This window comes from Rhodococcus sp. IEGM 1370 (assembly GCF_033142325.1).
In the GTDB taxonomy this organism is placed as follows: domain Bacteria; phylum Actinomycetota; class Actinomycetes; order Mycobacteriales; family Mycobacteriaceae; genus Rhodococcoides.
Window position 1 is genome coordinate 24,241 of sequence record NZ_JAWLRY010000004.1, and the last position, 18,590, is coordinate 42,830.

21 protein-coding genes and 1 pseudogene are annotated in these 18,590 nt (G+C 64.3%); 10 read left to right on the forward strand and 12 right to left on the reverse strand.

Features of this window, described 5'->3' with window-relative positions; all coding sequences use genetic code 11:
* Positions 1–13 precede the first annotated feature (13 nt).
* Positions 14–592 (forward strand): hypothetical protein, encoded by a 579-nt coding sequence (locus R4P47_RS08305; RefSeq protein WP_317784513.1) that lies wholly within the window; start codon positions 14–16, stop codon positions 590–592.
* Here R4P47_RS08305 and R4P47_RS08310 read toward each other — a convergent pair.
* On the reverse strand, positions 589–1,722 hold the full coding sequence (locus tag R4P47_RS08310) for a DUF4873 domain-containing protein (protein WP_317784514.1): 1,134 nt from the start codon (positions 1,720–1,722) through the stop codon (positions 589–591). The two genes, R4P47_RS08305 and R4P47_RS08310, sit on opposite strands and share 4 nt — an antisense overlap.
* Positions 1,723–1,885: 163 nt before the next feature.
* Between R4P47_RS08310 and R4P47_RS08315 the strand changes: the two are divergent.
* A pseudogene (locus R4P47_RS08315) lies at positions 1,886–2,792 on the forward strand (IS5 family transposase).
* Here the strand turns inward: R4P47_RS08315 and R4P47_RS08320 are convergent.
* Positions 2,775–3,455, reverse strand: a complete 681-nt coding sequence (locus R4P47_RS08320; RefSeq protein ID WP_317784515.1) for a TetR/AcrR family transcriptional regulator — start codon at positions 3,453–3,455, stop codon at positions 2,775–2,777. The pseudogene R4P47_RS08315 and the gene R4P47_RS08320 sit on opposite strands and share 18 nt — an antisense overlap.
* 170 nt (positions 3,456–3,625) lie before the next feature.
* On the opposite strand from R4P47_RS08320, the gene R4P47_RS08325 reads away from it, so the two are divergent.
* The 3 genes from R4P47_RS08325 (at position 3,626) to R4P47_RS08335 (ending at position 6,367) form a co-directional block, all read left to right on the forward strand.
* The gene (locus R4P47_RS08325) at positions 3,626–4,558 is read left to right on the forward strand and encodes a diiron oxygenase (RefSeq protein WP_317784656.1); all 933 of its coding nucleotides are present in this window, start codon (positions 3,626–3,628) and stop codon (positions 4,556–4,558) included.
* Positions 4,555–5,418: a diiron oxygenase gene (locus tag R4P47_RS08330; RefSeq protein ID WP_317784516.1), complete on the forward strand. Its 864-nt coding sequence runs from the start codon at positions 4,555–4,557 to the stop codon at positions 5,416–5,418. Before R4P47_RS08325 ends, R4P47_RS08330 begins: the two co-directional genes overlap by 4 nt.
* A 103-nt stretch (positions 5,419–5,521) precedes the next feature.
* A complete protein-coding gene (locus R4P47_RS08335) occupies positions 5,522–6,367 on the forward strand; it encodes an SDR family NAD(P)-dependent oxidoreductase (protein ID WP_317784517.1) in 846 nt (281 codons plus the stop codon).
* A gap of 46 nt (positions 6,368–6,413) precedes the next feature.
* Here the strand turns inward: R4P47_RS08335 and R4P47_RS08340 are convergent, their stop codons facing one another.
* On the reverse strand, positions 6,414–7,178 hold the full coding sequence (locus R4P47_RS08340) for a class I SAM-dependent methyltransferase (protein ID WP_317784518.1): 765 nt from the start codon (positions 7,176–7,178) through the stop codon (positions 6,414–6,416).
* Entirely contained in the window at positions 7,175–7,735 is a 561-nt protein-coding gene (locus R4P47_RS08345) for a carboxymuconolactone decarboxylase family protein (protein ID WP_269595107.1), read from the reverse strand. The genes R4P47_RS08340 and R4P47_RS08345 overlap by 4 nt, the downstream gene beginning before the upstream one ends.
* A gap of 91 nt (positions 7,736–7,826) precedes the next feature.
* Here R4P47_RS08345 and R4P47_RS08350 point away from each other — a divergent pair, with 91 nt between their 5' ends.
* Complete coding sequence (locus R4P47_RS08350) at positions 7,827–8,756, forward strand: iron-siderophore ABC transporter substrate-binding protein (protein ID WP_317784519.1); 930 nt, start codon at positions 7,827–7,829, stop codon at positions 8,754–8,756.
* 4 nt (positions 8,757–8,760) lie between these two features.
* On the opposite strand, the gene R4P47_RS08355 is transcribed toward R4P47_RS08350, so the two are convergent.
* From R4P47_RS08355 to urtA, 6 genes are all read right to left on the reverse strand, one after another.
* Complete coding sequence (locus tag R4P47_RS08355; protein ID WP_317784520.1) at positions 8,761–9,429, reverse strand: GntR family transcriptional regulator; 669 nt, start codon at positions 9,427–9,429, stop codon at positions 8,761–8,763.
* Between the two features lie 11 nt (positions 9,430–9,440).
* Entirely contained in the window at positions 9,441–10,133 is a 693-nt protein-coding gene (urtE, locus tag R4P47_RS08360) for an urea ABC transporter ATP-binding subunit UrtE (protein WP_317548368.1), read from the reverse strand.
* Complete coding sequence (urtD, locus tag R4P47_RS08365) at positions 10,126–10,956, reverse strand: urea ABC transporter ATP-binding protein UrtD (RefSeq protein WP_094613984.1); 831 nt, start codon at positions 10,954–10,956, stop codon at positions 10,126–10,128. The genes urtE and urtD overlap by 8 nt, the downstream gene beginning before the upstream one ends.
* The gene (gene urtC / locus R4P47_RS08370) at positions 10,953–12,044 is read right to left on the reverse strand and encodes an urea ABC transporter permease subunit UrtC (protein ID WP_094687888.1); all 1,092 of its coding nucleotides are present in this window, start codon (positions 12,042–12,044) and stop codon (positions 10,953–10,955) included. The genes urtD and urtC overlap by 4 nt, the downstream gene beginning before the upstream one ends.
* The gene (gene urtB, locus R4P47_RS08375) at positions 12,041–12,925 is read right to left on the reverse strand and encodes an urea ABC transporter permease subunit UrtB (RefSeq protein WP_037186827.1); all 885 of its coding nucleotides are present in this window, start codon (positions 12,923–12,925) and stop codon (positions 12,041–12,043) included. Before urtB ends, urtC begins: the two co-directional genes overlap by 4 nt.
* 72 nt (positions 12,926–12,997) lie before the next feature.
* Positions 12,998–14,275: an urea ABC transporter substrate-binding protein gene (gene urtA / locus R4P47_RS08380; RefSeq protein WP_300521090.1), complete on the reverse strand. Its 1,278-nt coding sequence runs from the start codon at positions 14,273–14,275 to the stop codon at positions 12,998–13,000.
* Positions 14,276–14,456: 181 nt separating this feature from the next.
* Between urtA and R4P47_RS08385 the strand changes: the two genes are divergently transcribed.
* The 3 genes from R4P47_RS08385 (at position 14,457) to R4P47_RS08395 (ending at position 15,846) form a co-directional block, all read left to right on the forward strand.
* A complete protein-coding gene (locus R4P47_RS08385) occupies positions 14,457–14,669 on the forward strand; it encodes a helix-turn-helix transcriptional regulator (protein ID WP_317784521.1) in 213 nt (70 codons plus the stop codon).
* The gene (locus R4P47_RS08390; RefSeq protein ID WP_317784522.1) at positions 14,666–15,187 is read left to right on the forward strand and encodes a hypothetical protein; all 522 of its coding nucleotides are present in this window, start codon (positions 14,666–14,668) and stop codon (positions 15,185–15,187) included. The genes R4P47_RS08385 and R4P47_RS08390 overlap by 4 nt, the downstream gene beginning before the upstream one ends.
* Before the next feature lie 224 nt (positions 15,188–15,411).
* Positions 15,412–15,846 carry a hypothetical protein gene (locus R4P47_RS08395; protein WP_317784523.1) on the forward strand — a complete coding sequence of 145 codons (435 nt, stop codon included), beginning with the start codon at positions 15,412–15,414 and terminating at the stop codon, positions 15,844–15,846.
* Positions 15,847–15,857: 11 nt separating this feature from the next.
* On the opposite strand, the gene R4P47_RS08400 is transcribed toward R4P47_RS08395, so the two are convergent.
* Together R4P47_RS08400 and R4P47_RS08405 are read right to left on the reverse strand one after the other, a co-directional pair.
* Entirely contained in the window at positions 15,858–16,904 is a 1,047-nt protein-coding gene (locus R4P47_RS08400; protein ID WP_317784524.1) for an agmatine deiminase family protein, read from the reverse strand.
* Positions 16,901–17,887: a nitrilase-related carbon-nitrogen hydrolase gene (locus R4P47_RS08405; RefSeq protein WP_149406618.1), complete on the reverse strand. Its 987-nt coding sequence runs from the start codon at positions 17,885–17,887 to the stop codon at positions 16,901–16,903. Before R4P47_RS08405 ends, R4P47_RS08400 begins: the two co-directional genes overlap by 4 nt.
* A gap of 82 nt (positions 17,888–17,969) precedes the next feature.
* Between R4P47_RS08405 and R4P47_RS08410 the strand changes: the two genes are divergently transcribed.
* Positions 17,970–18,587: a TetR/AcrR family transcriptional regulator C-terminal domain-containing protein gene (locus R4P47_RS08410; protein WP_317784525.1), complete on the forward strand. Its 618-nt coding sequence runs from the start codon at positions 17,970–17,972 to the stop codon at positions 18,585–18,587.
* The last annotated feature ends 3 nt before the right edge of the window (positions 18,588–18,590 follow it).

An 18,590-nucleotide genomic window follows, 5' to 3' on the forward strand; every position in this document is an offset into this window, starting at 1 on the left:
GAGTGACCCCCTCATGGTCGAAGTAGATGCATCCGAAAAGAAGACAGAAGCAGTGCCCGAGGACAAGATTGCGACTGCGCCCGAGAACCCGACGCGGCGACGCCGAATCCGGTGGTCCGTCGTGGGTGCGGCCGTACCGGGGGCAGTGCTGGCGGTGGTGTTCGGCGTGCTGTGGCATTCTGCGGCAGGCGATCTGGCAGCCGAACGTGCACACGAGCAGGACCGGCAGATGGCACTGAACACGGCCACCGAGTACACGGCACGGTCGTTGACGTACGACTACCGCCACCTCGACGCCTTCTTCGAAGGAGTCGACCAGGGGGCGTCGCAGTCACTGCAGGACAGGTACGACGGTGTCCGGGAAGCACTCACCGCGATCATGAACGAGTCCCAGGTGGTGGCGACCGGTGAGGTCCTCTCGGCGGCAATCGATTCCGAATCCGGTGGAGAGTACAAGGTGGCGGTGTTCGCCCAGCAGACGACGCAGAACGTACAGCAGCCCGACCCCGGCAACGTTCCGAATCTTCTGCTGGTGACGGTCACCGACCAGGACGGTCAGTGGATCGTCAGCGACTACGGTCCCAAGACCTAGATTCTCTCCGATGCGCGGGCATTGGTAGCGCTGACGAACTGCGCGAGGCCGCGCACCTCCTGCTCGATCTCGGTCATGCCGCCGGCCGAGAAGATCGACGTGAACTGGTCCTTCTCGAACATGCGCACGCCGAGACGCCCCGATACGGCACCGAGCACCGACTTGACCGGGGCGGCGCTGCGGCCGTAGCTGGTCATGATCGCGATGCGGCCGCCCGGTCGCAGAACACGGACGAGTTCCTCGACCACGTCGAGCGGTTGCGGGATCAGATACAGTGCGGCAAAGCAACATACGGCGTCGAACGTGTTGTCCGCGAACGGCAGCGTTCGTGCGTCTCCCCGCACGTAGGCGGCATGAGGCCCGCGGTTGTCTCGAACGGCGCGGCGGATCATCTGTTCGGAAATGTCGAACCCGACGGCGACGCCCTCTCCGCTGAGGTGGTTCGAGAGGTATTTGGTGAAATTCCCGGGCCCGGAGGCCACGTCCAGCACTCTCATGTCTCCGGACAGTCGCAGGTCCGCCGCGGCCTTGGCGCGTTCGGCGGACATCGAGATGCCGCCGACCCCCATCATGGCGACACCGGCGGGCCGCCACAGCTTTTCGTAGATGGACGCGACCACCGGGTTGTTCATGGCGCGACTCGCGGCAGTCGGCGAGGGTGCGGGCGTGCCGCCCAGCAGCTCCACGTAGCCGTCGGTCGTGTCGGCGGTGCCGCGCAACTCGGCAGGTTCGATCAGCGCCAGAGCGCGTTGCAGAGCCCGGGATTCGGGAGAGGGCGCACCCGCATCGATGGCACCGACGTCGCTGTCCCGGTCGGTCTCGGGCTCGACGGGATACGGCGGCATTCCTGTGCCCTGCAGGCGATATCGGCCCCAGAAGTCCACGTCGCTCACCAGTACGGCCGCCTCGCCGCTGTCGGTGCTGAGCCTGCCCTTGCGGCTGCTGCCTGCAGCGTCCATGAACTCTCGCAGCTCTTCGTGCGGCCGGACGCGGCCGTACCAACGAAAGATGCCGTCGATGGGTTGAGAGTGCCCGCGTAGATCGATCTGCACCTCGAACTCGGCTGCTGGGGTGTCGAACGCCAGCACTGCCGGGCCTCGGTAGTCGGGCTTTCCGGAAAGATCGCTCACAGGTTCTCGTTTCCTTCCTCGCGAACGAACGCAACGTGCAGGGGTCGATCGGATCGGATGTCGATGCCGGTGAGTGCACACGAGGACTCGACGAGACCGCGCACGATGGCGGCTAGGGCGTGTCTCCTAGATGCGAGTGTGGTTGTGCTCGAGAATGTTTCTCGTGTCGAGATTGCAGATGTTCACCGATGAGCAGTGGGGTTTGATCGAGCCGTTGTTGCCTTCGTTCGATGGTCTTCGGGGTCGGGCGTTTCGGAACAACCGGCTGGTGGTCGAGGGTATCGCGTACCGATATCGGGCGGGGGTGGCGTGGCGTGATCTTCCGGCGGAGTTCGGTCCGTGGCAGACGGTGTGGAAACGCCACCGACGTTATGCCGGTGACGGGACGTGGGACCGAGTGCTCGCGGCGCTGCTGAGCGCCGCCGATGCCAGTGGCGGGGTGGATTGGCAGGTGTCGGTGGATTCGACGATCAACCGAGCGCATCAGCACGGCACGAATCTCGCTCGTTCCACAGGGGGATCTGTCGAATTACATGAATCTGCTTGCCGAGCCCGATGATCACGGTATCGGCCGCTCTCGTGGTGGGTTGAGCACGAAGATTCATCACCTCACCGAGGGGAACGGTCTGCCGTTGGTGGTGCTCGTCGGTGCCGGGCAGGCGGGTGACAGTCCGATGCTCCCGGTGTTGCTCTCGCACTTGCGGATCGAGCAGGAGGGGTCGGTACCGGCGCGTACTCGCCCGGATGCGGTGCTCGGCGACAAGGCGTATTCCTCGCGTGCAATCCGAGCGTTGCTGCGGTCGCGGCGGATCGAGGCGGTGATCTCTGAACCTCGCGATCAGCAAGGGCATCGCTTGAACCGGGGCAGCAAGGGTGGGCGGCCTCCGAAGTTCGATGCCGCTAAATACAAGGGCCGCAACGTCGTCGAGCGGTCCTTCAACGCCGTCAAACAGTGGCGAGCATTGGCGACCCGGTACGACAAACTGGCGTTGACGTACCGGGCGGGCGCGCTTCTACATGCGGTTTTTCGGTGGTCGCGCCACATCACCCTTTTAGGAGACACGGCCTAGATGTGTGGTGAACGCGTCGATGGACATGGCGGGCCGATGGTCGTCCGAACCTCCGAGCCACCAGTCCGTCGCAGTCGCCACGGCACCGAACGTCGAGTACGAGATCATCTCCACCGTCGCGGTGTCGACGCCCGGTCCTCGGACGGCGTCGGCCAGAGCTCGCGCCACGCTGTCGGATGCGGCACGCGCGGACTCCAACGCCGGGTCCGACGACGACGCCTCCGACTTTCGGCCGCTCGTGCGGGCCAGAAAGTGGCCGTGGACGAGGAACCGAAACAGGTTGGGGTGGTCTGCGACCACCGAGGCATAGCCGGCGGCACTGCGATCGATGAGCTCGGAGACCGAATCCTCGAGCAGGTCCACCGTGCTCATGATGGTCTCCCACAGCATTGTCTGGACATGCTCGACTATTGCGGCGTAGAGATCGGATCGGTCGGCGAAATGCCGATACAGCTTGGGCTTGGCGGTGCCTGCAGCCTTCGCGATGTCGCCCATGCTGACGTTCGGACCGTGCTCGTCGATGGCGACCAGAGCGGCGGCGACGAACTCTCGTCGCACCGCTAGCCGGTGCTCACGCCAGCGTTCGGTGCGCGCATCGATCTTCTTGCACGGTGTCGAGCGCCGCCCCTTCTCGGGGTTGACACGTCCGGTGACTTGAACCACACTTCGTACATTACCTACTACCGCCGGTACTGGCTACCGTGAGTTTCGGATAGATGTGGTCTCGGGGGAGTCGTCGATCGCGAGGGGGATCGGTTGTGAAGCGTGCACTGTTCGGTGACGGAGTCGATGGCTCGGCGTCTGCGGCGGCAAGGCCGTCGGTATCGACCCGGTTGGCAACCGAGGACCTGTCTGTGGCGCGGGCACGGACGGTGGGACCACGGGACAAGACCGCGCGTCGGCTGCTGAAATCGACTGCCAACAAGTTCTACGACGCCGAAGTCGACATCGACTGGGATTCTCCGGTGGTCGAAGGCCTTCGATGGATGCCAGAGCACCGCATCTCGCTCTACCGAACCAGGTTGTGGGACAAGCTGACCGAAGAGCAGCGTCGCGAACTGGGCCGGCACGAGATCGTCAGCATTCTCTCGTTCGGGATCTACGCCGAAGGGATGCTCAGCGCGAACCTGCTCCGAGTCTTCGGCAGAGGCGCGTTCTCCGATCATTCGTTGTATTCGATAGCCGAGATCGGCGAGGAATCCCGCCATTCGATCATGTTCGGGAAGCTGATCGAAAAGACCGGGCTGACTCCGTATCTGATGCCCAAGCCCGCCCTGCTCATGGGGAAGCTCGGGCAATTTCTGCCACTGGGACCGGCAACCTACGGTGGAGTGCTGCTCATCGAAGAGGTGCTCGATCGAGCGCAGCGGGAAGCCCAGAACGATCCCGAGATGCAGCCGCACCTACGCCAGATGATGCGAATCCACGTCATCGAGGAATCACGTCACATCACCTACGCGCGTGAGGAAATGGTGCGCGCGATGAACGCGACGAATCGGGTGAACCGTGCCGTCCACCGCGTCATCCTCGCGACGATCGCCAATTTCACGTACTTGGCCCTGATCAACCCCAAGGTGTACAGATCCGTCGGTATCAACCCGATTCGCGGAATCGTCACCGCGATGGCCAGCCCCACGTACAAGACCAACATGCAGTTCTTCTCCGAGCCCATGATCCGCTTCTTCGCCGACGCCGGAATGTGCGACGGTGTCGTCACCCGTCGCCTGTGGAAGATGACCCGCGCCATGCCGGACGATCTGGCATGAGTCCGAGATCGTCGGCGGTGCAGTACGATCCCCATGTCGATATCGACTGGGAATCCCCCTGGCAGAGTGATGATTTCGCACTTCCCCTCGATTCGGTGACGTTGCACGGCACTCGGCTGTGGGCGAGGCTGGCCCAGCAGGACAAGCGCACCCTGGCCCTGCACGAGGCGGTGAGCAGATGGAGCACGGTGGCGTACCTGACGGCGATGCTGACCGGTAACCAACTCAGACGGGCAGCGGAGGAGGGGCTCAACAGCGCTGCGTCTCGCAATGCATTCGACGAGGTCGCGGGCAGTTCACGAACCACGATCACCTTCGGACGGCTGGTGCGCGCCACGGACCTGGCTCCCTACAAGCCGCCACGGGGCACGACCACTGCCGTCAAACTGTTGGGCTTCCTGCCGCTCGGTGCGGCGTCGCACGCATCCACCCTGTTGGTCGAGGAGACCTTCTCCCGGTCGATGGCCGCTGCGGTGACGGATCCCGGCATCGAACCCCACGTTCGGCAGGCGGTGAAGATCCACCGGCTCGAGAGTGCCGACCGTTTTGCCTTCGCTCGCTCGGAAGTGGTTGCAGCTCAGAGCAAGTCGAATGCAGTGGCGCGCGCGTACAACCGCGTCCTCCTGGCCGTCCTGGCCAACGTGATTCTCCGTCTCGGTGTGTCGTTCGAGGTGTACCGCTCCATCGGCATCGGCCCTGTTCGGGGCGCGTTCGCGTCGCGGCGTCGACGAGTGGAGATCCGACGACGGGACTCCGCGAACACCGTCGCCTTCCTGCAGTCGGCCGGCATGCTCGACGGCACCGTCACCGCGGCGCTGTGGAGGCTGACCGGAGTCGTGCCGCCGAACGATCGGCGATGAGGAGTCACTGGCTCGGCACGGAGAAGTTCGACCCGGCCGAGTATCAATCCCTGCTCCCGACCGGAGCCGGTACCGACAAGCAGAACGCGGAAGAAGTGCGGACATGAAGAATTTCGAGAACAAGGTAGCCGTCGTATCCGGTGCAGGTTCGGGGATCGGTCGGGCGCTCGCGCTGAATCTGGCGAACCGTGGAGCACAACTCGCGCTGTCCGATATCGACGGAGAAGGACTGGGCGAGACCGTGGTCCTGTGCGAGAAGATCGGGGCCAGGACGGTGCCGTACCAGTTGGACGTATCGGACCGGGCTGCGGTCTACTCGCATGCCGACGCCGTCATCGCAGATTTCGGTCGGGTCAACTTCGTCGCCAACAATGCCGGTGTCGCATTGGGTGCCGACGTGGTGGACATGACCTGGGACGATTTCGAGTGGGTCATGAACATCGACTTCTGGGGAGTGGCCAACGGCACCAAAGCTTTTCTGCCGGCGTTGATCGATTCCGGTAACGGCCACCTCGTCAACGTCTCCAGCGTGTTCGGCCTGATGGGTATTCCCGGCCAGAGCGCGTACAACTCGGCGAAGTTCGCCGTTCGAGGCTTCACCGAGGCGTTGCGTCAGGAGATGAAGGTCGCCCGACATCCCGTCGGAGTGACGTGCGTTCACCCGGGCGGCATCAAGACCAACATCGTGGCCAACGCCCGCGGAATGGACGATCTCGGCACCCCGGACGAGGCCTCGCGCCGCTTCCAGCAAATCGCGCTCACCACCCCGACGCGAGCCGCCAAGGTGATACTCGCAGGCGTCGAGCGAAACAAGCCCCGGGTGCTGATCGGCCCCGATGCCCGTGTGTTCGACGCGATTCCGCGCGTCTTCGGTCCGCGGTACCAGGACTTGCTCGCACCGCTCAATCGCCTCGGGGCGGCAGCCGGCAAGAAGGCCGCGAGAAGATGACCCCACCGGCCGGCTGAATTGGGGTCGTCCGGTTCGTCTCTGCCCGTTACTGTTTCGTGGCACTGACGAACTGGGCCAGCCCCCGGACGTCCTGCTGGACTTCGGTCAGTCCCGACGCCTCGAATACGTCGACGAACAGGTTCTTCGGGAACATCCTCACACCGGCCAGGCCGGTTCCGAAGCCGACGACGGTACCCAGCGGTGCCGGGCGAGGCTCACAGCTGGTCATGATCGCGATGCGTCCACCCGGGCGCACGACGCGAATCAGCTCGTCCAGCACCGTCATCGGCTGCGGAACGAGATACAGGGCGGCGTAGCAGCACACGGCGTCGAACGCGCCGTCGGCATAGGGCAGTCGGGCGGCATCTCCCCGCACGTACGCTGCGCGGGGGCCGCGGTTGTCTCGCACGGCACGGGTGATCATCGCCTCGGAGATGTCGAACCCGACGGCGAGCCCGTCACCGGTGAGAGCCTCCGAGAGGAACCTGGTGAAATTGCCCGGCCCGCATGCGACATCGAGTACCCGTTGCGGTCCGTCCAATCGAAGGTCGGCAACGGCTTTCGCGCGCTCTTCCGACATGGACATGCCGGCGACGCCCATCATCGATACACCGAACGGGCGCCACACCTTCTCGTAGATCGCCGCCACCACGCGGTTGTTCATCGCAATGCTGGCCGGCGACGGATTCGGTGCGGGCACGTTCGGCAAGAGTTCGACGTACCCGCCGTCGGTGTGCGCCAGCCCCCGCAGCACCTCGGGCTCGATCATCTCGAGTGCGCGGTGCAATGCGGTCTCGGCAGAGTCGATCATGGTCGCGGAGGCCGGTCGCCGTAGTCCCGCTCCACCCGCAGAACGCCGAGAGTGGTTGCCAGGCCGTCGTATTGAGTGACCAGCAGGACGAATTCGATGAGTCGTCGCTCGTCGAACTGGGTGGCGAGTTGATTCCAGGTCGCGTCGGAGAGAATTTTGGTGGCGATGAGTTCGTCGACCGCAGTGAGGATGGTCCGATACCGCGTCGACAGTCCCGGTGCGTCGGGTCCGGTCTTGATCAGCTCGAGCAGATCGCGGTCGATGCCCGCCCGCTTGCCCAGCCGGATGTGATGGTCCATCTCGTAGGCGGAATCGCGCAGGTGCGCCACGCGCAGGATCACCATTTCGGTTTCCTTGCGTGAGATCTTCCCGCCGGGCATCAGGTGGCCGCTGTAGAACAGCCATGCCCGATACAGCCCACCGGTGCGCCCGAGGGTGGTGAACAAGTGAGGATTGGGCACCCCCGCACCCTTGGCGATCACCTTGCAGATGACCCAGTTGATGGGCCCGAGGGTTCTGGCGGTACCGGACGGAATGCGTGGTGTGGTCACAGCCACACCGTACCGACTGCCCGGCCGCACGTCACCGGGGCGTAGAAGGCTAGGCTACCCTTTTTGTCATCCAGCACAATTTTTCCTCGGAGGACCCTTGACGAACTCCCATGCCCGCATCACGGCCCTCGCGCTCACCATCGCCGCCCTCGGAGTGACTGCGACGGCGTGCTCGTCCACCGACGCAGCCCCCGACAGCGCAGGCGGCGCCACGAGATCGATCGAGACCGTCCGGGGAACGGTCGACGTTCCCGAGACCCCACTGCGGATCGTCACCCTCGAGCCGGTCGAGCTCGACACCACCGTCGCCCTCGGCGTAATGCCCGTCGGCACCGCCGTGCTCAGCGAGACGAGCGGCGTGCCGTCGTACCTCGGTACCGAAGCGGCGAACATCGCGACCGTCGGTACGGTTGCCGAACCGACCATCGAGGACATCGCGGCCCTGCAACCAGATCTGATCCTGGGCACGGAGACTCGACACGCCGAGTACTACGACCAACTCGCCGCCATTGCACCGACGGTGTTCATGGCATCCCAGTCCGATCCGTGGCGCGAGAACGTCAGGTTCGTCGGGCGCACTCTCGGCAAGGAGAACGACGCCGAGGAACTGCTCACCGACTACGACGACCGGTGTGTGGAGATCTCCGAGGAATTCGACACTGCCGGGCAGACGGCACAACTGATCAGGCCGCGCAACGGTGAGCTGACCCTGTACGGGCCGTCGTCGTTCGCCGGGAGCACCCTCGAATGTGCCGGCTTCACCACTCCGCCGCGGCCGGAATGGGCGGACGAGATCTCGGTCGACATCTCGCCGGAGCTGGCGGCTCAGGCGGCAGCGGATCTGATCGTCGTCACCGCCACCGACCCGTCGGACCCCGCGGCAATTCCGGCGTCGATCACCGCCAACGCCTCGATCCTGCCGAACCCACACGCGGTGGACATGTCCTACTGGATCACCGGAGTCGGGCCCATGGGTGGGCAGACCGTGCTCGACGACATCGATCGGATTCTCTCGGGTCGCGGCTGACGCATCAGATACGGACCGCGCCGGCCAGCGCCGCCGCCTGCTGCGCCCGCGCGACCACTCGATCGCGTGATGAATCGATATGGGCGAGTAGCAGTTCCAGTGCCGAGTCCAGGGTCCCGGCGAGCACGCGTTCGACGATGTCGATGTGTTGATCGATGGCCGAGACCACGGCTGCGGCGTCGAGTCCGCCGAGTATCCGAACCGGACGTACCTTGGCGTTCACGGTGCACAGCGCCTCGGTCAGAGCCGGATTACCCGACGCGGCCAGCAAGGTGACGTGAAAGTTCTCGTCCAGGGACACCAGATCGTCGGTGGTGCCGGGAGGGTCGTCCCGCAAACCGATCCAGGTGTCCAACAGGTTCGACAGCGACGCCCGGTCGACGGACTGGGATGTCGAGCGCGTGATGCCGCGAGCCTCGAGAGTGGAGCGGAGCTCGTACAGATCGGGCAGGTCGCTCAGTCGCGGACGATAGGCGTGCAGCCCGGCGTCGTCGCGAGTGACGAGACCATCGGCCTGCAATCTGGCCAAGGCCTCACGCACCGGAGTGCGCGAGACACCGTACAGCTCGGCGAGACGCTCCTCGCCGAGCCGTTCGGTGGAACTGATGGCACCGGAGATCAGATCCCGGCGCAGTGACGAATAGACCTTCTCGCGAAGGTCCTTGCGCGGCACGATGTGTCCGGTCAGATCGCCATGGCTGCGCGGACGTCGGCCTCGGACTCGGCTCCGCCCACGCCGGTGGACGTGATGCGGCCGGCCTCGAGGATGTAGTAGTTCTGCGCCGACTCCAGAGCGAAGCCGATGTGCTGCTCCACCAACAACACTCCGAGACCGCCGCGTCGAGTGAGTTCGATGACGGTGCGTTCGATCTCGGCAACCACCGACGGCTGGATACCCTCGGTGGGCTCGTCCAGGATCAACATTCGCGGTTCGGTGATCAGGGCCCTCGCGATCGCCAGCTGCTGGCGCTGCCCACCCGAGAGCAATCCCGCTCTACGACCGAGCAATTCCTTCAATGCCGGAAACAGATCGAGTGCCTCGTCGATCAGCGCCTTGCCGCGCTTGCGGCCGTCGGCGACCACCTGCAGATTCTCGGCCGTCGTCAGCTGGCCGAACGACTGCTGGCCCTGCGGCACATAGGCGAGCCCGCGGGCGACGCGGGCGCTGGGGCGCAACGCGCTCACGTCCTCGCCGTCGAACATGACCTTGCCGGAATTGACCTTGAGCAACCCGACCGCTGCCCGCAGCAGGGTGGTCTTGCCGGCACCGTTGTGTCCCATCACCGCCGCGACACCGTCGGCCGGAACCGTCAGCGACGCACCGTGAATCACTTCGCTGCGGCCGTAACCGGTACGCACATCGACCAGTTCAAGCATGACCGGCTCCCTCTTCTGCGATTTGATCGAGTTCCTCGCCCGCAGCCGCGGTACCGAGATAGACCTCTTGGACCTTCGGATCCGCCTGCACCTCGGCCACCGTGCCCTCGGCCAGGACCCGTCCGGCTGCCAACACCGTCACCGAGGTGGCGAACATGCGCATGAAGTCCATGTCGTGCTCGACCACCACCACCGTCCGCTCGCCGCCGATGCGCTGCAGCAGCTGTCCCGTCTCTTCACGTTCCTCGTGACTCATGCCGGCGACCGGCTCGTCGAGCAGCAGCACGTCGGCGTTCTGCACCAACAGCATTCCGATCTCGAGCCACTGCTTCTGACCGTGCGCGAGAATTCCTGCCGGCTTGTCGCGCTCGGCCGTCAGGCCGATGGTCTCGAGAGCCTCCTCGATCTGCGGCAGTACCGATCCTCGACGACGCAACATCGTCAGCACCGACCGACCGGACCCGGCGGCGATGTCCAGGTTCTGCAATACCGTCAGATTCTCGAAGATGCTGGCCGTCTGGAAGGTTCGGCCGATGCCCAGGCGGGCGATCTGATGCACCTTCTTGCCGAGCAGTTCCACGCCGGATTTGGTGACCGAGCCGGTCGCCGGGACGAGGCCGGTGATGGCGTCGATCAGCGTGGTCTTGCCGGCGCCGTTGGGCCCGATGAGGAAACGCAGATCGCCCTGCATCAGCGTCAGATCGACGTTGGTGTTGGCCTTGAAACCGTCGAAACTGACTGTCAGGTCTCGGACTTCGAGGTACTGACTCGACATGCCGGCGTTGCCGCCGAACGTGGGTTGTGGACCTTCGACGTGGATCATCGTGCGAGTTCCTTCTCTGGCTCGTCGCTCGACTCGGGTTGGGGATCGGGTTGCTTCTTGCGTTTGCGCAGCGCGAACACACCGGCGACACCCGCCGGGAAGAACCCGACGACCACCACGAACAGCAGCCCCTGCGCGTACGTCCAGCCGGACGGGAACTGCTCGGACAGCGTGGTCTGAGCCCAGGCGACGCCGAGCGCGCCGAGAACCGGGCCGAGCAGGGTGGTACGACCGCCGATCGCGACACCGATGAGGAACGCGATGGACGGGACGATGCCGACGTCGTTGGGGGAGATGATGCCGACGATCGGAACGAACAGCGCGCCTGCGAGACCCGCGAAGAACGCCGCCGCCACGTAGGCCACGATCTTGACGTTGGCGGGGTCGTAGCCGAGGAACCGCACCCGCTCCTCCTGGTCGCGTACCGCCACCAACAGTTCGCCGTAGCGCGAGTACATCAGCTGGCGGGTGATAGCGACGACAACGAGGAGTACGCCTGCAGCGATGAAGAACAGCATCTGCTTGTTGGCCGGGTCGTTGAGGTTGAACCCGAAGAAGGTGCGGAACCTGTTGAGGCCGTTGGATCCACCGGTGGTCTGCTGGCCGATGAGCAGAATCGCGAACGCTGCGGCCAGTGCCTGGCTGAGGATCGCGAAGTACGCGCCCTTGACCCGACGCTTGAACACGCCGAGACCGAGCACCAGCGCCACCAGGGCCGGCACGAACAGAATGCCCAGGATCGTGGTGATCGGCGAGGTGAACGGCACCCAGTACGAGGGCAGTTCACGGATACCGGCGATCGACATGAAGTCCGGTACGTCGTCGCCGCGGAGATCGGCGTCGGAGATCTTCAGGTGCATGGCCATGATGTAGGCACCGATACCGAAGAAGACACCCTGACCGAGGGTGAGCATTCCGCCTCGGCCCCATGCCAATCCGATTCCGACGGCCACGATGGCGTAGCAGATGAACTTGCCCAGCAGGTTCAGCCGGAAGTCGCTGAGGACGGCCGGAGCGACGGCGAACAACAGAATCGCGGCGAGCGCGAATCCCAGTAGAGCGCCGCGCTTGGCGATGAACTCGCTCATACCAGGCTCCTTGTCTTGACGGCGAACAAGCCCTGCGGTCGGGCCTGCAGGAAGATCACGATGAGCACGAACACGATGACCTTGGCGATCGACGCCGTGGTGCTGTACTCGATGAACGAGTTGAGAATTCCCAGAGCGAAGGCCGCGATGACCGCGCCCTTGATCTGGCCGAGGCCGCCGACGACGACCACCAGGAAAGCGTCGATCAGATAGCTCTGTCCCACAGTGGAACTGGTGGAACCGATCAGGGTGAGTGCGACACCGGCGACGCCGGCGAGACCGGAGCCGAGGAAGAACGTCGAGATGTCGGTCCTGCGGCTCGAGATGCCCGAGGTCTCCGCGAGATCGCGGTTCTGCACCACCGCGCGGATGCGTCGACCCATCGCGGTCTTCTTCAGCGCGATCGACAGCGCGACAACGGCGACCACCGCGAGGACGAGGATGAAGATTCTGGTCTTGGGCACCACGGCACCGAGGATGTCGACGCCGCCGGTCAGCCAACCCGGGGACACGACGTTGACCGCCGGTGCCCCGAAGATGTCGCGAGCGAGCTGCTGCAGGATGAGCCCGACGCCGAACGTGACGAGCAGGGTGTCCAGTGGTCGGTGGTACATACGCTGAATCAGCGTGACCTCCAACAACACTCCCATGGCGCCGCCGACGAGGAAGCCGACGATCAGAGAGATGAACAGTGATGCGCCGCCGGTGGAGACGATCTGCTGCACCACGTAGGCCGTGTACGAACCGGCCATGATGAACTCGCCGTGCGCCATGTTGATGACGCCCATCTGACCGAACGTCAGTGAGAGTCCGAGGGCGGCGAGCAAGAGAATGGATCCGATCGACAGGCCGGTGAACAACTGTCCGATCACGACGTCCATAGGGGAGCTCCTTCGGAGCATGTGAGTGGAACTTCGTAGCAGGCTACGAAGTTCCACTCACATGGGTGGTGGTCAGTTGAGGTCGGAGGCCCAGTCGTAGGTCTCGAGGAACGGGTCGGGTGCAATGGGCTCGGGGGACTCCCACACCGTGTAGATCAGTCCGTCGGCGCGGATCTCACCGATACGGGCGGTCTTGGAGATGTGGTGGTTGTCGCCGTCGATGACGACCTCGCCCTCGGGAGCGGCAAAGCTGACTCCGTCGGCCGCGGCCTGAACGTCCGCCACGGCAAAGGAATCGGCCTTCTCGACGGTGTTCTTCCACAGGTAGACCGAGGTGTACGCGGCTTCCATCGGGTCCGAGGTGGGCTTGTCGGCACCGTACTTCGCCTTGTAGTCGGCGACGAACTTGGTGTTCTCGGGGCTGTCGACGGTCTGGTAGTAGTTCCAGGCGGTCAGCTGGCCCTCGATGTTGGCCGCACCGATGCCGGCGACCTCTTCCTCGGCGATGGAGACCGAGATGACCGGCATGTCAGCAGCTTTGAGGCCGGCATTGGTGTACTCGCGGAAGAACGCGACGTTGGAATCGCCGTTGAGGGTGTTGAACACCGCGTCCGCGTCGGCCGAGCGGACCTTGTTGACGATGGTGGAGAAGTCCGTCGAGCCGAGCGGGGTGTAGTCCTCGCCCTTGATCTCGATGTCGTTCGCGGCCGCGTAGGCCTTGATCTCGCGGTTGGCGGTCTGCGGGAAGACGTAGTCGCTACCGACGAGGTAGAGGGACTTGACGCCCTGCTCCTTGAGATAGTCCAGGGCCGGGATGATCTGCTGGTTGGTGGTGGCTCCGGTGTAGAAGATGTTGTCCGACGCCTCGAGTCCCTCGTACTGCACGGGGTAGTAGAGGAGAGCGTCGTTGTCCTCGAACACGGGCAGCATGGCCTTCCGCGACGACGAGGTCCATCCACCGAAAACCGCTGCGACACAGTCGCTGCTGATGAGCTTCTCGGCCTTCTCGGCGAACACCGTCGGCTCGGACGCGCCGTCCTCGGCGACGACCTCGATCTGCTTGCCGTTGACGCCGCCCGCTGCGTTGATCTGCTCGACGGCCAGTGCGATCGAATCACGCACCGTCACTTCGCTGATCGCCATGGTGCCGGACAGGGAGTTGAGCGAGCCGACCTTGATGGTGTCACCGGAGGTGTCGACACACGAGGCGGCAGAACCGCCGCCGCCGTCGGCAGAGGCGGTATCGCTCGCCTTGCTTCCGCAGGCGGTGGCAACGAGGCTCAATGCAGCCAGCGCTGCGGGAACGACCATGACGCGCTTGAAGGACATGCGCTTCGAGACAGCAGGCATCTACGGCCCTTTCGGAGGTTTTGTATACGGAGTTGTATTCGCGATTGCGAACAGTAAAGGGAAGTTATTGCGTCGGTATGTTCTGCGGTCACGAGTCTGTTTCCCGCGTTACGTGGACGTAAATGCCGCAGGATGACAACTCCTCTTGACATTTTATGACAAGCAGAGTTGACTTTCTGGCATGTCCGGAACGAACAACGTTCGCGCACATCGCAAAGAGGCACGGATCACCCAGGCAGAACTCGGCAAAATCTGCGGGGTGAGCCGACAAAGCATCGTCTCCGTCGAGGGCGGCGACTATGCGCCGAGCGTCTACCTGGCACTGCGATTGGCCCGTGCACTCGATACGACGGTGGAAACACTGTTCGGAAACGAAGGAGAGGCAGAATCATGAGCGCATTCGTCAGAGCAGCCCGATTCGTCGGCGACCTCGACGACGAGTTCTACGCCGACGAGCTGCAACGCGACATCTGGAACGAGGCCTCGGCCGTCGGATTCCAGTCGCTGCTGTGGATCGGTTTGATCGCGGGCGCGATCCTGCCCTTCGCGGCAGGCGTGACCGGAGCGTGGGTGGCGTTGGGCATCTACGTCGCGCTGATCGTCGTGGCCTACGTGGTTATCGGGTACGCACGCGCGCGGGGGATCGACATGTACACCGTGCAGGAGCTTCGGCGTGCCCGCATAGCCGTTGCCTCGGCGCTCTTCGTCCTCTGTGGAGGCGGAGCCGCAATTCGTCTGCTCGCTCGCTACGGTGACGGCAATCTCGGGTCGCTGTGGATCGGGGTGGCCGTCGGTGCGCCGCTCGGCTTCGCCGCGGCGGTCATTGGAGTCAAGGCGCATCAGCGTCGCCGGCGAGAAGCCGAGCTCGCCGCCGAGAAGGCCGAACTACAGGGCTTCGAGGAAACGGACTGACTCTCGTGTCCTTGATCACTCGCGCCGAGTATTACAGGGCGCAAGGATACGTAAAGATATCGTTTCGAACAGTCCGCTCGCAGATCGGAGGAGCGAGAGGTATGTTCTGACCGATGACATCGAGATTCCCTGGATGTTCGCGGCTTGGGTGGGCTGGTCGGAGGCGGGTTCGTAACGCGGACGATTGCGCCCCCGATGTAAAGAGAGGCTCGGGGTCGAGGCCGATGACGACGTGTGAAACCAATCCGTCTTCCATCGCGCCACGAAGCACCAACGAGACCACGTCGGACGTCCACCTTCTGGTGGAGCACGCTAACAGGGAAGTCGAGGCCGTGCGCAGAGACAAGAGTTACCTCAGACTCGTCGGGTCGAGCACGCCGCAGCCCACCATCGAGGTTCTCGGCGGACCGAAGACCATCACGGTTCACGTGGACAACGTGCTGCCGGGTCAGATGTGCGAGGTTCTGCACAACGGAATGCTGTCGTTGAGTCACCGCGTGATCGTGGACGAGAACGCCACCAGCATCACCATCACCACGTTCAACCTCAAGCCGGGCGAATACAACGTCTCACTGCGTCTCGACGGACGGCTGGATTGCGTGACCGAATCGCTCACCGTCGCCGTCGGCGAAGAGCTCGAGGTTCGTCGCAGCTCGTAGGACCCCACTTCTCACTGGGAATTCTTCGCCGCAGGCTGATGCTGGGTGATGCAGTGGATCCCGCCGCCTCGCTCGAACAGCGGCCTCGCGTCCACGGTCACCACATGCCGGCCCGGGTACGCGTCGCGCAGGATCGCGGCCGCTTCGGCGTCGGACGGGTCGTCGTAACTGCAGGCGATCACGCCGCCGTTGACGACCAGATGATTGATGTAGCTGTAGTCGACGAATCCGTCGGCATCACGCAGTGTCCGCGGAGCCGGCACCTCGACGATGTTCCAGTCCGCACCCGAGCCGTCGTGGGTGGCCCGCAAGGTGTCGACGATCAGTGAACTGACCTCGTAGTCGGGGTGAGCCCGGTCGTGTTGCCGATGCACCAGCACTGTTCCCGGTGACGGAATGGCCGCGACGATGTCGACGTGTCCTCGGGTACCGAAACGCATGGAGTCGCGCGTCAGTCCGCGCGGCAGCCAGATGACGTGCTGCGCACCGATGGTTCGTGCCAGTTCCGCTTCGATGTCGGCTTTCGACAGCCCGGGGTTGCGCCCAGGATCGAGCTGTACGGTCTCGGTCACCAGCACGGTGCCTGCGCCGTCGACCGCGATGCCGCCGCCCTCGTTGACTATCGGCGACGTGATTCGCTGCACAGCAGCCTGATTCGCAACGAACTCGCCGATACGACTGTCCTTGTCCCACTGCGCCCAGTCCTGCGCACCCCAGCCGTTGAAGACCCAGTCGACGGCCGCGACCGAACCGTCCTGTGCGTGAACGAATGTCGGACCGATGTCGCGCATCCAGGCGTCGTTCAACGGTGCTTCGACGATGTCGATGTCGCGCGAGAGGTATGTCGACGCGACGGCGCGTTCGGCCGGATCGACGACGACGGTCACCGGCTCGAACGCGGCAACAGCGTGTGCGACGGCCGCCCACGTGGAGCGGGCCTCGTGCTTGGCCGCCGGGTCGTCTCCGAGGGAGTAGCCCTCGCACGGGAACGCCATCCATACCTTGTCCTGCGGAGCGGTCTCGGACGGCATCGTGAATGTTCTTGCAGTGGTTGTCATTTGATCACCGGAGTCGCGGGATGTCCGTCACCGTACGGGGCGTCGGTGTTCACCGGCTCGGTGAGGCGGCCGTACGTGTCGGGTCTGCGTGTCAGTAGGAACGGAAAGAGCTCCAACCATTCTCGACGCTGATCGAGGTCGAGATCGGCGACGAGGACGGCTGATTCGTCTCGGGGTGCCTGAATCAGGATGCGGCCGAACGGATCGGAGATGAACGACGAGCCGTAGAAGGTGATCTCGCCTTCGTTGCCGCAGCGGTTGGGTACCACCATGAACAGGCCGTTCGAGATGCCGTGGCCGACGATGACGTGTTGCCACAGCGGTTGGGTGTCGAAGGCCGGGAACGACGGCTCGGACCCGATGGCCGTCGGATACGCGAGAATCTCTGCGCCGCCGAGCGCGTAACTGCGCGCGACCTCGGGGAACCATTCGTCCCAGCACGTGGGTAGGCCCACTCTCGCTCCACCGAGTTCCGCGGGGGAGTACACGGGATACGGGTCCTCGGCCGGACCGGCCCGGAAGTAGGTGTCCTCGTAATAGCCGGCCGAGATGGGGATGTGCAGCTTGCGGGTTCTGGCCAGCAGTTCTCCCGTCGGCGAGACCATGATGGCGCTGTTGAACCCCAATCCGTCTGCGGCTTCGGACTTCTCGTACAGCGAGGCATGGACGACGATCCCGTTCGCGGCTGCGGCCTCGGCGGCGAGAGTGAACGTTGGCCCGGTCAGCAGATCCTCGGCTTCACTGCCCGGGTTGGCTCCGGCGCGGGTGTCGGCGGGGTAGCGCAACAGGGTGATCTCGGGCAGGAAGACGACCTTCGCCCCGAGGTCCGCGGCAGCGGCGATGGCGTCGAGCAGTTCGGTCTTCAACGCTGCGGCATCGGGGTTCCAGCGATGCTGCACCAGTCCGACGCGGAGCGGCGCGCGATCGGTCGGGGTGGTGCGGGTCAGAGCCTCGGGAGCCGAGAGATTAGTGAGTGTCAGCATGCTGATCTCCTGTTAAAACGAATGTGATTCGTTAAGTATCGTGGATGTCTGCCTCGAACGCAACAGATACGGGAGAAATGCTGTGGGACGACCGTCGGCACCCCTGCTCGACCTCGATCGCATCACGACGGCGGCACTGACTCTCGTCGAAGAGTCGGGTGGATTCACCATGCCTCAGCTGGCCAAGAGGCTGAAGGTCAGTCCGTCCTCGCTCTACAACCACGTGTCCGGACGTGACGAGATCATCGAGTTGCTGCGGGGCCGGGCGATGTCCGAGGTGGCGATGCCGGAGGTCGGTATGCCGTGGCGTGAGGCGCTCGCCTGGATCGCACGCGGCTACCGAAACAGCTACGGACGCTACCCGCGGCTGATTCCGCTGCTGACGGCTCAGGCCGTGAACAGCAGCGCTGCGTTCGGGATGTACAACACGCTGGCGCGGGTGCTGACAGACGCCGGCTTCGTGCCCGCCGACGTGCTCCGCATCATCACCGTGCTCGACAGTTACGTGCTGGGTTCGGCGTTGGATCTGGCAGCTCCCGAGGCGCCGTGGCTCAGCAGCCGCGACGTGGAACCGGAACTGAGAGCTGCACTGGACACCGCGGGAGACCTGCGCGAGCGATCCGAGGATGCCTTCGAATACGGACTCCGAGCGCTGCTGGCCGGATTCGATCCCACGCCTGCGGACATGCTCGACGGCTGACCG

Bases quoted from the DNA above. Each gene is read 5' to 3' on its own strand.
- urtD (WP_094613984.1), bottom strand. From the start codon at position 10,956: ATGATCCACGTCGAAGGTCCACAACCCACGTTCGGCGGCAACGCCGGC.
- urtC (WP_094687888.1), bottom strand. From the start codon at position 12,044: ATGAGCGAGTTCATCGCCAAGCGCGGCGCTCTACTGGGATTCGCGCTC.
- R4P47_RS08305 (WP_317784513.1), top strand. From the start codon at position 14: ATGGTCGAAGTAGATGCATCCGAAAAGAAGACAGAAGCAGTGCCCGAG.
- R4P47_RS08385 (WP_317784521.1), top strand. From the start codon at position 14,457: ATGTCCGGAACGAACAACGTTCGCGCACATCGCAAAGAGGCACGGATC.
- urtB (WP_037186827.1), bottom strand. From the start codon at position 12,925: ATGGACGTCGTGATCGGACAGTTGTTCACCGGCCTGTCGATCGGATCC.
- R4P47_RS08335 (WP_317784517.1), top strand. From the start codon at position 5,522: ATGAAGAATTTCGAGAACAAGGTAGCCGTCGTATCCGGTGCAGGTTCG.
- R4P47_RS08330 (WP_317784516.1), top strand. From the start codon at position 4,555: ATGAGTCCGAGATCGTCGGCGGTGCAGTACGATCCCCATGTCGATATC.
- urtA (WP_300521090.1), bottom strand. From the start codon at position 14,275: ATGCCTGCTGTCTCGAAGCGCATGTCCTTCAAGCGCGTCATGGTCGTT.
- urtE (WP_317548368.1), bottom strand. From the start codon at position 10,133: ATGCTTGAACTGGTCGATGTGCGTACCGGTTACGGCCGCAGCGAAGTG.
- R4P47_RS08395 (WP_317784523.1), top strand. From the start codon at position 15,412: ATGACGACGTGTGAAACCAATCCGTCTTCCATCGCGCCACGAAGCACC.
- R4P47_RS08390 (WP_317784522.1), top strand. From the start codon at position 14,666: ATGAGCGCATTCGTCAGAGCAGCCCGATTCGTCGGCGACCTCGACGAC.
- R4P47_RS08405 (WP_149406618.1), bottom strand. From the start codon at position 17,887: ATGCTGACACTCACTAATCTCTCGGCTCCCGAGGCTCTGACCCGCACC.
- R4P47_RS08340 (WP_317784518.1), bottom strand. From the start codon at position 7,178: ATGATCGACTCTGCCGAGACCGCATTGCACCGCGCACTCGAGATGATC.
- R4P47_RS08400 (WP_317784524.1), bottom strand. From the start codon at position 16,904: ATGACAACCACTGCAAGAACATTCACGATGCCGTCCGAGACCGCTCCG.